We start from the raw sequence: 12428 nt of genomic DNA on the forward strand, positions 1-12428 counted from the left end.
CCGGCGCGTACGGGGGCTGTCCCCACCCCCGGGGCGGGGCAGGCCGGAGCCGGAGTTCGGAGGCCAGCGGCACAGACGCGAGGGGGTGCGCGGCGGGACCTTGGAGCACGTACGCGGTGGCCGCCCGGCCGCCGCCCCCGACGCACCGCACCCGCCCCGGAGGCCGCCATGTCCGCCACGCTCCAGCAGACCCGCCCCAGCCCGCCGCCGCCCGCCCGCCGACGCGGGGTGGTGACCCGCGTCGCGTCGTGGAGCGCCGCGCACCGCTGGACCGCGCTGGGCCTGTGGACGCTGTTCGTCGTCGTCACCGTCGCGCTCGGCGGGATCGTGGGCACGAGGACGCAGACCGACGCCGAGACCAGCGTCGGGCAGTCGGGCGTCGTGGACCGCGTCGTGGCCAAGACCTCGTTCGGCGAGAAGCCGGTCGAGAACGTGCTGTTCACCTCGAAGGCAGGGCCGATCGGCACCAGCGCCGACGCCGCGGTCGCCGACCTGCGCCACCGGCTGGCCGGGATGGAGGCGGTCGCCGACGTGAGCGCTCCCGTGACCGCGGCCAACGGCCGCAGCCAGCTGGTGCGCGTGACGCTCGCCGTGCCGGAGTCGGCGACGCCCGAGAAGGCTGCCGACATCGCCGAGGACGCCGTGCCCGCGGTGCAGGACGTGACCGCGGCGCTGGCGAAGGCGCACCCGGAGGTGACCGTCGAGCAGGTCGGTGACGCGTCGGTCGACAACGCGGTCAACGACGTGGTCGCCGAGGACTTCGGCAAGGCCGAGATGTTCAGCGTCCCCGTCACGCTGGTCATCCTGCTCATGGTCTTCGGTGCCCTGGTCGCCGCCGGCGTGCCGGTGCTGCTGGCCATCACCTCGGTGGCCTCGGCGCTCGGCCTCTCGAGCCTGGTCTCCCACCTGGTGCCGGTGAGCCCGCAGCTCTCCAGCGTCGTGCTGCTCGTCGGCATGGCGGTTGGCGTCGACTACTCGCTGTTCTACGTACGCCGTGAGCGCGAGGAGCGCGCCCGCGGCCGGGCGCCGCGCGAGGCCGTCGAGCGGGCCGCCGAGACCGCCGGCCACGCCATCGTCGTGTCAGGCCTGTCGGTGATCGTTGCCATGGCGGGGCTCTTCCTCTCGGGCACGGCGACGTTCGTCTCCTTCGGGATCGGCGCGACGCTCGTGGTGGCCGTGGCGATGGTCGGCTCCGTCACCGCCCTGCCGGCCCTGCTCTCCCTGCTCGGCGGGGTGCTCGACCGGCCCCGCGTGCCGTTCCTGCACAAGAGGCTGCACCAGCGCCGCGTGGAGGCCGCCCGTGCGGGCTCGCAGCACGTCGGGGAGTCGCGGCTGTGGGGAGCCGTGCTGCGGCCGGTCCTCCGCTCGCCCAAGGCCGCGCTCACGGTGGGCGTCGGCGCCCTGCTCCTGCTCGCCCTGCCGGCGGTCGGCATGCGGCTCGCGTCCTCCGGCTCCGACGCGCTCCCCCGCACCATCCCCGAGGTCCGCAGCTACGACCACCTGCTCGCCGCGTTCCCCAGCAACTCCGAGGCGCTGACCGTCGTCGTGTCGAGCACCGACGGCAAGCCCCTGGGCGCTGCGGCGACGCGGGCACTGTCGAGCGTCGCCTCGACGGCGCCGACGCACGCGGAGTTCGCCCCGCTGACCCCCGGCGACGCCCCGGAGGTCGAGACCTCGCGCGACGGCCGCGTCGCCCGCGTCGACGTGCCGCTCTCGGTCTCGAGCAGCTCGCCGGAGGGTCACCGCGCGGTGGGCGTCCTGCGCGACACCGTCGGAGCCGCAGCGCTCGACGGCATCCCGCACACGAGCTGGGGCGTCACCGGCAGCGCCGCGTGGGACCTCGACTTCAACAAGGCCACCATCGACCACTTGCCGATGGTGCTGGGGTTCGTGCTGCTGATGACCTTCCTCGTCATGCTGGTCAGCTTCCGGGCGCCTGTGGTCGCACTGGTGTCCATCGGGCTCAACATGCTCTCGGTCGCCGCGTCCTACGGCCTGCTGGTGCTCGTCTTCCAGCACACCTGGGCCGAGGGGCTGCTCCACTTCCGCTCGAACGGAGCGGTCATCTCGTGGCTGCCGCTCTTCGCCTTCGTGATCCTCTTCGGTCTCTCGATGGACTACACGGTCCTGGTCGTGAGCCGCATCAAGGAGGCCCTCGAGGCAGGACTGCCGACGCAGGAGGCGGTCCGCGTCGGCATCACCCGCACGGCCGGCGTGGTCACCAGCGCCGCGGTCATCATGGTGGCGGTGTTCAGCATCTTCGCGACGCTGAGCCTGCTGGAGTTCAAGCAGATGGGCGTCGGGCTCGCCGCCGCGATCCTGATCGACGCGACGGTCGTGCGCGCGGTGCTTCTCCCGGCGGCGCTCGCCCTGCTGGGCGACCGCGCGTGGCCGAGGAAGCTGACCGCGGGCCGGCTCACGCCAGTGGCAGGAACGGCGCGAGGTCTGTCCGTTCCCCGCTCGCGCTGACCGCGCTGGAGGCGAGAGCCTCCTCCCACGAGACCCGCCCCGTGGCCAGGCCCAGCCAGGTCACGGGGTCGGTCTCGATCACCGCGGGCGGGGTGCCTCTGGTATGCCGTGGTCCGGCGATCGCCTGGACCGCGGCGTAGGGCGGCACGCGCACCTCCACGCTGCGGCCCGGAGCGCGCGACGCCAGCTCCTCGCACAGGTAGCGGCAGGCGGTCCGCAGGTCGGCGGCCTCCGGCACCTCGGCGGCGAGGGCGCGCGCCACGGCGGCGCGGCCCTCGCCCACGTCGGTCCTCCTGCGCACTGCCACGCGAGGAACCCTACGACTGGAGGGCGGCCACCGCGTACGTGCCGGCGCGCACGCCCAGGCGGCGCGAGAAGGCGGTGTCGGTGGAGACGGTGGTGAGGGTCCGGCCCGAGACCCGCGTGGTCGTGCGGCTCGGCACGACGGAGACGATGTAGCGGCCGCTGAGGTAGATGTAGGTGCGGGTGCTGCCGCTGGCCCGCGAGGTCTTGCCGTTGACCGTGACGGTCACCGACGAGGTGGTGACGACGGTGAACGCGTGGCTCGCGCCCTTCACCACCGGCGTGCGGCCGACCGTCGCGCGGATGCGCACGTCGCTGCCGCTGGCCGCCTTGCTGACGCACCCGACGATCACCTTGCGCGCTCTCGCGAAGGTGGCCTTGGCGACGGCGGGCGACGAGAACTCGCTGAGCGACTCGGTGATGCCGGTCGCACGCGTGAGGGTGCCGCGTCGGGACGTGACGCCCAGGGCGGTGGCGACGCTCGTCGTGCCGGCGGGCGCCTTGCCGCCGCACGCGGCCGAGGCGTCGGGGTTCGTCACCGTCGGCTTGGCGAGGACCTTGTAGCCGGGGAACTGCGCCGGGGTGATGACCTTGTTCACCAGGGTCGGGTCCGCCACTGCCGTGCTCGAGGCCGACGCGGTCGCGGGCGCCGCCAGCAGCGCCGCGGCGCAGGTGGCACCCAGGACCAGACGTGAGGGCTTGCGCATGCGAGGTCTCCTTCGTCGAGCCGGCTCCTCCGGCTGCCAGGGGCAACCTCCCCAAGATCACCGGCTCCAACCGTCGGCCTACGTCCGGTTGCGGACCCCCGTCACGACGACGCTGCGCGACACCGACGAGCGCCACTCCGCCGTCCTCGGCTGCACGACGCGCAGGGTCGTGCGGCCGGCCGGCAGCCGGAACGGGACCGCGTAGGCACCGGCCCGCGACGCCGCCCCCGCCAGCGGGACCCACCGGGCGCCCACTCGCCGCTGCAGCAGCACCGCCGCACCAGGCGCCCCTTGCACCCGGCCGCGGACCACCACCCGTGCGCCGGCACGGGCCCTCGTCGCGCTGGGCACGGCGGTGACGGAGGTGCGCAGCCAGGCGACGCGGAGCTGCGTACGCTGCACGACCTGCTCGCCGAGCACCCGTGCGACCGACACCACCGCGTCGCCACGGCCGTCCATGAGCTGGGTCCAGCGGAACCTGCCCTGCGCGTCGGTGCGCACGAATGGGACCGGCTCGCTGGGCGGCCCGCCCGCCAGGGCGGAGGACCACACGGCGAGACGGAGCCGGGCGGCGGGGCGCCCGCTGTCGCCGAGCACCGCGCGTCCGGCGATGACGACCGTGCTGCCGCGCGGCACGGGCACGCGTGTCACGGGAGCGAAGGTGACCGCCGGAGCGTCGCTGCCCTGCACGACCGCCGTGGCGAGCGCCGCCCCGTGGGGCACCAGCTCGCCGCCCACCGTCACGTCGGCCAGCGTCCACGTGCCGGCCTGCGCGGCGGAGACCGGGACCGCGCCAGTCCAGTCGAGCCCGTCGGCCGCCAGCGGCAGCCGGGGCCCGTCCCCGGGGACGGCACCCTCGAGCAGCGCCACCACGGGCGCCGCGACCGGGGCCGCGAAGCGGACGTCCACGAGCAGCGAGCCGGTCGCGGCGCCGACGAGCGGAGCCGGTGCGGTGACCTGTGGGGCCGCCACAGGGGGCACGTCGGCCCGGGCCGGCGCCGCTGCCCCCAGCCCGCCGGCCGCGACGAGGAGGGCGAAGAGACCGCTGCCGGCGCGGGACATCAGCCCACGGTATAGGTGTAGGGCACCGCCGTGACCTCGTCGACGCCGCCGGTGAGGATGTCGAGCGCGTCGAGGTAGACCGTGCCGTGCACGACCGTGCCGACCGGCGCGTCGGGCGTGAACGTCAGCTCGACGGCGCCCGTGCCGCCCGCGGCGACGTCGAGCAGCGACGGGATGTCGGCGCCGGCGTCGACCTTGGAGAGCTGGGCGTCCCCGGTGCTCGAGGTGACCGACAGGTCGAACGCCTTCGTCCGCGCCGACGCCGAGAACACCGCGTCGATCTCGCCCGAGCCCTCGGCCGGCACGGGCCCGACCGGCGACGGCAGCGCGAGCCACGTCTGCGGAGCCACCTCCGGGTCCTCCACCGTCACCGACGGCGCGGTGCCGACCGGGCCGGCGACGCGGTCGGGGTCGCCCTGGAAGGCGAGGTCCTCGAGGTGGTCGGCCGGGAACGGCGCGACCTCGAAGAGCAGCGGCGCGCTGCTCTGCGCCGAGACGGTGAGTGCCGTGGTCTGCGTCGGCACGGACACCGCCGGGAACGGGCCCTGCGGGGCGCCGTACGCCGACCAGTAGTCGTTGGCCACCACCAGCGGCTGGTCCACGACCGTGTCGAGCCGAGGGTCGGCGAAGAAGTAGGCGTTCGCGCCGCCGCCGTTGGTGAACCGCAGGCTCGCGTGCACCGCCTTGCCGCGCTTGAGCACCGTCGACGCCGAGCCCGGTACGCCTGTGGCGCGCACCCGCGCCGCGTCCAGGTCGAGGTCGACGCGGAACGGCGTCTCGCGCGTCGTGTGCGACGACGAGCGGTAGGACGCGAGCACCAGCTGCCAGCGCCCCGCGAGCGGCGCGACGTGGGTCAGGTCGAAGCTGGGCGAGAGCAGCACCGTGCCGTCGCCGTCGAGCCGCTGGTTCGTCTGCACGGACACCGGCTCGCCGGCGGGGTCGACGAGGAAGCCGTAGAGCCGCTGCCCCGCGAGCTGCGGCACTGACACGTGCGCCGCGAGCGACTCGGTCGCCGGCGGCACGTCGAAGGCGTAGGTCAGCGACGGGCTGGGCACGCCGGCGCGGCCGTTCGTGCCCGTGAGCACGCCGTCGACACGCGCGCGGTGGGCGTGGAGGCGCAGCAGCGTACGCAGCACCACCGGAACCACGCTAGACGACGGCATGCCACCGGTGACCGTCGTGCTGCTGAGGACGAGCGCGTCGGCGCGGTCACCCGCATCGTGCGGCTGCGGCACGTCGAGGGCGAGCTGCGCAGAGCGGCCCGGCGCGATCGTGACCGGCGCCGGCACCGCAGCATCGACGTCCTCGGCGAAGGCCGTCGTCGTCAGCTCGACGGGACCGGAGTACCCGTCGCCGTTGGACGTCGTGAAGACCACTGCCTTCCACGTGCCCGCTACCGGGTGGGGCACGTCGACGTAGCCGTAGTCGTCGTTGCCCTGCGGCAGCGAGTGCGCGGCGAAGGTGCCGTCGGGCTCCAACAGCGTGACGAAGACGCTGCCGAGCACGCTGGCGCCCGGGTAGGCGATCTCCGCCGACAGCCGCTGGGCGCCGGTTGGCACGGTGAAGGTCGCCGTCGCATAGGGCCGCGGAGCGCCTGTCGCGTCGAGGAAGGCGGGCGCCGACTCCGACGCGTCGAGCGCGACGCTCTGCGTCTGCGGCGTCCCGACGACCGCGCCGGCCGAACGGACGCGAGCGCGCAGCGTACGCGTGGAGCTCGACACGTTGGTCACCGTGACCGACACGTGCGCTGCGGTGCCGGACTCGGCCTCCACGGAGACCTGCGTCGGCGAGACGACCAGGTCGGTGCTCGCCGAGGCGGCCGTCGAGCCAGGCAGGGCCCGGGCGGCGCGGACCGCGCGCAGGGTGTCGAGCAACCCGGCGCCCTGCTCGTCGGCGGGCAGGCCGAGGTCGTCGGCGGTGCTGGTGAGCACCTGGCGCACCTGCGCCGGAGTCGGGCTCGCTCCCCCGTGCGAGTCGCGGAACGCCTGCACGACCAGCGCCGCCGCTCCTGCAGTCAGCGGTGCCGACTCGCTGGTGCCGCCGAACAGCTGCAGGTTCGAGGGACGCCCCTCGAGGTCGGTGCAGTCGGCGTAGAGCTCGGGGTCGGCGGTGCACGCCGACCAGCCGAGGTCGCCGGGCGCCACGAGGTCGATGGTCCGCCCGGACTGCGTGATGCCCGAGGAGCTGAGCCCGGAGATGCCGTTGCTGCGGTACTTCCCGTTGGACAGCGGGAAGCCGTGGTAGCCGAGCTGCGAGTAGGTGCGGAACTGGGTGGTGGCGCCGACGGCGATGACGCCCGGCGAGCTGCTGGGCGAGCCGATGGTGTTGGCCGAGCCCGAGTCGCCGGTGCTCGCGACGACCGTGACACCGGCGGCCACGAGCTGCTCGTTGAACAGCGCCGTCGGGTCGTCACCGGTGTCGGGGAACTGGTTGCTGCCGAAGGACTCGCTGACGATGTCGACGTGGTCGACGGTCACCGCGTAGTCCAGCGCCGCGAGGATCGCCGAGCTGAAGGCGTAGCCGTTGGCGGGGAAGACCTTCAGCCCCACGAGCTGCGCGTCGGGCGCGACGCCGCGCACGCGGATCGTGCACTTGGCGGGCAGCGGGTGGGCCGCGCTCGCGAAGCGGGAGAGGTCGTAGGTGCGACGGCCCTGGGCAGCGATGGACGACGCGTCGCCGAACGCCTCCCCGCCCGACGTCGGAGCCGACAGTCCCTCGCCGCTGAAGTCCTGGTAGTCGACGAAGACCGGGCGGCCGTCGGGCCGCACGAACTCGGGGTTCGCGACGTCGAGACCCTCGGCGAGGAAGGCGACCTTGACACCCTTGCCCGTCGCCGTCGCTGCGGCTGAAGGCGTTGTCCCGTCGGCGAAAGCGGTGTGGGTCAGCTGCAGCGCCTCCGGCTCCAGGCCCGGCTTGGACGGGTTCGCAGGGCACGCCCGGCCAGAGACCGGCCCCGGCACGGCGGGCGACGCGGCGGGTGTCTCCTGCGTCGAGCGCGCGGGCGCGGCGACGAGGCGGTCGGGCACGACCGCGGCGACGCCCGGGTCGGCGGCCAGCCGGGCCGCCTCCTCGCCGCTGACACGGGCGGCGAACGCGTTCGCGACGTGCAGCTGGCGCACCTGCGTGGCACCGGCGCGGGTAGCCGCGTCGACGAGCGTGCGCTGGTCAGCAGTGGTACGCGCGACGCGCGGTGCGAGCGACGCACCCGACGCAGGCAGCTCGGCGTGCTGGTCCCTGAGCACCACGACGACGTTGCGCGAGGCCTCGGAGGCCGCCGGAGCGATGGGACCGGCTGACGCCGGGGCGGCGGGCAGGGCGGCGGCGAACAGGCTGATGCAGGCAGCGGCCAGCAGGGGACGGCAGGGCATGAGCGTGGGCCTCTCGAGGGTGGGTCGACGGTGCACGCTGGCCGGGGCAGCAACTGGCCGGGCCGTCGCATGTTCGAGGACATCGAACACCAGTTCCGGCGCCGATGCGCCCCGAATGGCCCAATTCTGTCACGGTCGGTGGACCCGAGGTCACCGCACGGCGTGCTGCACGTGCACGTCTGCGCCCGGCGCCGCCATGGCGGCGAAGGCGTGAGCCTCGCGCTCCACGTCGTCGCGGACCCCCGGGCTCAGCCGGGCGAAGGAGGCGACCCGTACGCTGCACCGCGCTCCCGCGACCTCGCTGGTCCAGGTGCCCGCGACGCGGCCGTCGACCAGCACGGTGCGCGGGATGATGCCGTTGACCGTGAAGATGGCGCGGCGGTGCGACTCGTCGACGACGTGCGTGCGCTCCACGTGCGAGAGCAGCAGGTTGTCGAAGTCGGCGAGCAGGCGCACGGGTGCCTCGACCTCAGCGTCCGGCCGTGGCGCGTCGGGCAGGTCCCACAGCGTGCGCCCGTCGTCGGCCGGCAGCCGCACCAAGGCCGGGCCGAGCCGGTCGAAGACCTCGCGAAGACGGGTGAGCCCCGACCACGCCTGCGCGTCGGCCACCGTCGCCGGGCCGAAGGCCGCGAGGTAGCGCAGCACCAGCCGGTCGGACGAGGGCCGCGGATCGAGAGGCGCGCCCAGCCACTTCTCGACGGTCGTGTGCCGTGCTGGGCCGGACCTGCCCCACAGCCCGCGCGGCGGCACCTGCGCCAGCGCGAGCCCGCACCGCGCGGCTCGGGACAGCCGCTCGGGGTCCTCGCCCGGCCAGCGGGCCGCGAGCGCCGCGCCGATCTCCGCGAACGTGCGCGGTGCCTCCTCGACCAGCGCCCGGGCCTGTGCCGCCAGCTCGACCAGGTCGACGTCGGCGCCGGGTCCCTGGCCGCCGCGCAGGGCGCGCTCGAGCACGGGCTGCACGAGCGGGCGCAGGAACCGCGCGTCCTCCGCCGTGACCAGGTGGATCGTGCCGCGCATCAGCGCGATGCGCACGAGCGCCCGGCTCTCCAGCAGCTGCGAGGCCACCGCCGGGTCGAAGCCCTCGATGCGCGACCACAGGCCCGCGTAGTGCGCCTGCGGTGCCTGCGACTGCAGCCCGACGAGGGCCTCGACGACCTCAGGGACCGAGAGGCGCGAGCGCTCGAGCAGGAGCTGGCGGGCCAGCAGCGCCCGGTTCTGCGCTCGGGCGTCCACCGGGTGCCGCCGCCTCGTCAGCCCGCGCCGTCGGACCCGCGCGCCGTCAGACCTGCGCGGTGGCGTCGACCACCTCGGCCTCGAACAACGCAGGCAGCGTCGCGGTGTGCACGCGCCGCAGCTCCTCGACCGGCACCGAGAACAGCCCCTGCACGTCGAGGGTGTCGCCGTCGACCACGCCGATGCGCACGTGCGGCTGGCGACGCGCGATGCACATGTCCTGGAAGCGGACCTCCTCGGTCCGCGGCACCGAGACCACGGCGCGGGCGACCGACTCGGAGAACAGCGCCACGAACGGCTCGACGCCCTCGGGCAGGTAGATGCGCGCACCCGACCCGCCGCGCAGGCACATCTCGACCACCCCGATGGCGAGCCCGCCGTCGGACAGGTCGTGCGCGGCGTCGAGGAGCCCGTCGCGCGAGGCGTTGAGCAGCACCTCGCCGAGCTTGCGCTCGGCGGCCAGGTCGACCTTCGGCGGCAGCCCGCCGAGGTGGCCGTGGAGCGCCGACGCCCACTCCGAGCCACCGAGCTCGTCGCGCGTCTCGCCGAGCAGGTAGAGCACGTTGCCGGTCTGCGACGCGTCGACCGCCATCGGCGTACGGCGTGCGACGTCGTCGAGGACGCCGAGCACACCGACGACCGGCGTCGGCAGGATCGCGACGTCGCCGGTCTGGTTGTAGAAGCTGACGTTCCCGCCGGTCACGGGCACGCCGAGCTCGAGGCACGCGTCGGCGAGGCCGCGCACCGCCTCGGAGAACTGCCACATCACCGCGGGGTCCTCGGGCGAGCCGAAGTTGAGGCAGTTGGTGACGGCCAGCGGCTTGGCGCCGACGGTGGCCACGTTGCGGTAGGCCTCGGAGAGTGCGAGCTGGGCGCCGGCGTAGGGGTCGAGCCGGGCGTAGCGGCCGTTGCCGTCGGTGGCGAGCGCGATGCCGAGCCCGGTCTCCTCGTCGACGCGCAGGACGCCGGAGTCTTCCGGCTGGGCGAGCACCGTGCCGCCCAGGACGTAGCGGTCGTACTGGTCGGTGACCCAGGTCTTGCTCGCCGTGTTGGGCGAGCCGAGCAGCGCGAGCAGGTCGGCGCGCAGCTCCTCGCCGGTCGACGGGCGGGCCAGCGACCCGGGGCCGGCGGCCTGGAGCGCGTCCTGGTCGGCCGGCCGGGCGATCGGGCGGTCGTAGACCGGACCCTCGTGGGCGACCGTGCGCGGCGGCACGTCGACGATGCGCTCGCCGTGCCAGTCGATCTGGAGCCGGCCGGTGCCGGTGACCGAGCCGATGACCGTCGCGGGCACGTCCCACTTGGCGCAGACGGCCAGGAACTGCTCGACCTTGGCCGGCTCCACGCAGGCCATCATGCGCTCCTGCGACTCGCTCATGAGGATCTCCTCAGGGGCGAGCGAGGGGTCGCGCAGCGGCACGAGGTCGAGGTCGACGTGCATGCCGCCGTCACCGGCCGAGGCGAGCTCGGAGGTCGCGCAGGAGATGCCGGCGCCGCCGAGGTCCTGGATGCCCACGACGAGGTCGGCCGCGTAGAGCTCGAGCGAGCACTCGATGAGCAGCTTCTCCATGAAGGGGTCGCCCACCTGGACGGCCGGGCGCTTGGTCGGCCCGGTCGACTCGAAGGTCTCCGAGGCGAGCACGGAGACGCCGCCGATGCCGTCGCCGCCCGTGCGGGCGCCGAACAGGACGACCAGGTTGCCCTCGCCAGAGGCGTGCGCGAGCTTGATGCCCGAGCCGTCGGGGCCGGGCTTGAGGACCCCGACGCAGAGGGCGTTGACGAGCGGGTTGCCGGCGTAGCTCGCGTCGAAGACGACCTCGCCGCCGACGTTGGGCAGGCCGAGGCAGTTGCCGTAGCCGCCGACACCGGCGACGACGCCCGGCAGCACGCGCTTGGTGTCGTCGGCGTCGGCCGGGCCGAAGCGCAGCGGGTCCATGACGCCGATCGGGCGCGCGCCCATGGTCAGCACGTCGCGCACGATGCCGCCGACCCCGGTCGCCGCGCCCTGGTAGGGCTCGACGTAGCTCGGGTGGTTGTGCGACTCGACCTTGAAGACCGCGGCCCAGCCGCCGCCGATGTCGACGACGCCGGCGTTCTCGCCGACGCCGACGAGCAGCGCGTCGGTCTGCGGGGCCTTGTCGCCGAACTGGCGCAGGTGGACCTTCGAGGACTTGTAGGAGCAGTGCTCGCTCCACATGACGCTGTACATCGCGAGCTCGCTCGAGGTCGGCCGGCGGCCGAGGATCTCGCGGATGCGGGCGTACTCGTCGTCCTTCAGCCCGAGCTCGCGGTAGGGCTGCGGCGCGTCAGGGGTCCGCTCGGCCGCGCCGACGGTGTCCACGCGGGAGCCTGCGTCGACGCTCATGCGGCCACCAGCGAGGTGAGGACCGAGGTGAAGAACGGCAGCCCGTCGGTCGAGGGCCCGGTCAGCGTCTCGACGGCGTGCTCGGGGTGGGGCATGAGCCCCACGACGCGGCCGTCGGCCGAGGCGATGCCGGCGATGTCGCGGTAGGACCCGTTGGGGTTGTCGCCGAGGTAGCGCGCGACGACGCGGCCCTCGCCCTCGAGCTCGTCGAGGACGGCGTCGGAGGCGACGAAGCCGCCCTCGCCGTTCTTCAGCGGCACGACGATCTCCTGGCCGTCGGAGTAGCCGGCCGTCCACGCCGTGGCGCTCGACTCGATGCGCAGCCGCTGGTCCTTGCAGACGAAGCGGCGCACGTCGTTGCGGATCAGCGCACCGGGGAGCAGGTGCGCCTCGCACAGGATCTGGAAGCCGTTGCAGATGCCGAGCACCGGCAGCCCCTGGCCCGCGGCGCGCACGACCTCGCCCATGACCGGCGCGAAGCGGGCGATGGCACCGCAGCGCAGGTAGTCGCCGTAGGAGAAGCCGCCGGGGAGGACGACCGCGTCGACGCCGCGCAGGTCGGCGTCGCCGTGCCAAAGCGCCACCGGCTCGGCCCCGGCGACGCGGACCGCGCGACGGGCGTCGCCGTCGTCGAGCGAGCCGGGGAAGGTGACGACCCCGATCCTCACGCCGTGGCCTCCGCGTCGGTGTGCACGACGTAGTCCTCGATGACCGGGTTGGACAGCAGGGTCCGCGCGGCCTCGTCGACGGCGGCGAGCCGCTCGGCGGTCAGCTCGCCGTCGAGCTCGAGCTCGAACCGCTTGCCCTGCCGCACGGAGGTCACCCCCGAGAAGCCCAGGCGGGGCAGCGCACCCGCGATGGCGGACCCCTGCGGGTCGAGGATCTCTGGCTTCAGCATGACGTCGACGACGACGCGAGGCACGG

General features: G+C 74.4%; 9 protein-coding genes. 1 reads left to right on the forward strand and 8 read right to left on the reverse strand.

The window, feature by feature from the left end; all coding sequences use genetic code 11:
- Window positions 1–168: 168 nt before the first annotated feature.
- On the forward strand, window positions 169–2469 hold the full coding sequence (locus CLV35_RS10615; RefSeq protein ID WP_231121699.1) for an MMPL family transporter: 2301 nt from the start codon (window positions 169–171) through the stop codon (window positions 2467–2469).
- Here CLV35_RS10615 and CLV35_RS10620 read toward each other — a convergent pair.
- From CLV35_RS10620 to purS, 8 genes are all read right to left on the reverse strand, one after another.
- The gene (locus tag CLV35_RS10620) at window positions 2417–2776 is read right to left on the reverse strand and encodes a sterol carrier family protein (protein ID WP_121193414.1); all 360 of its coding nucleotides are present in this window, start codon (window positions 2774–2776) and stop codon (window positions 2417–2419) included. The two genes, CLV35_RS10615 and CLV35_RS10620, sit on opposite strands and share 53 nt — an antisense overlap.
- Window positions 2777–2786: 10 nt before the next feature.
- Complete coding sequence (locus CLV35_RS10625) at window positions 2787–3479, reverse strand: hypothetical protein (protein ID WP_121193415.1); 693 nt, start codon at window positions 3477–3479, stop codon at window positions 2787–2789.
- A 78-nt stretch (window positions 3480–3557) separates the two neighbouring features.
- The gene (locus CLV35_RS10630; protein ID WP_121193416.1) at window positions 3558–4541 is read right to left on the reverse strand and encodes a hypothetical protein; all 984 of its coding nucleotides are present in this window, start codon (window positions 4539–4541) and stop codon (window positions 3558–3560) included.
- Entirely contained in the window at window positions 4541–7909 is a 3369-nt protein-coding gene (locus CLV35_RS10635; protein ID WP_121193417.1) for a S8 family serine peptidase, read from the reverse strand. The genes CLV35_RS10630 and CLV35_RS10635 overlap by 1 nt, the downstream gene beginning before the upstream one ends.
- A gap of 150 nt (window positions 7910–8059) precedes the next feature.
- Window positions 8060–9142 carry a winged helix DNA-binding domain-containing protein gene (locus CLV35_RS10640; RefSeq protein ID WP_231121700.1) on the reverse strand — a complete coding sequence of 361 codons (1083 nt, stop codon included), beginning with the start codon at window positions 9140–9142 and terminating at the stop codon, window positions 8060–8062.
- Between the two features lie 46 nt (window positions 9143–9188).
- Window positions 9189–11504 carry a phosphoribosylformylglycinamidine synthase subunit PurL gene (gene purL, locus CLV35_RS10645; RefSeq protein ID WP_121193418.1) on the reverse strand — a complete coding sequence of 772 codons (2316 nt, stop codon included), beginning with the start codon at window positions 11502–11504 and terminating at the stop codon, window positions 9189–9191.
- On the reverse strand, window positions 11501–12172 hold the full coding sequence (gene purQ / locus CLV35_RS10650) for a phosphoribosylformylglycinamidine synthase subunit PurQ (RefSeq protein WP_121193419.1): 672 nt from the start codon (window positions 12170–12172) through the stop codon (window positions 11501–11503). Before purQ ends, purL begins: the two co-directional genes overlap by 4 nt.
- On the reverse strand, window positions 12169–12426 hold the full coding sequence (purS, locus tag CLV35_RS10655; protein WP_121193420.1) for a phosphoribosylformylglycinamidine synthase subunit PurS: 258 nt from the start codon (window positions 12424–12426) through the stop codon (window positions 12169–12171). The genes purQ and purS overlap by 4 nt, the downstream gene beginning before the upstream one ends.
- Window positions 12427–12428: the final 2 nt, after the last annotated feature.

It is taken from the genome of Motilibacter peucedani, from assembly GCF_003634695.1.
GTDB classification, from domain to species: Bacteria; Actinomycetota; Actinomycetes; order Motilibacterales; family Motilibacteraceae; genus Motilibacter; species Motilibacter peucedani.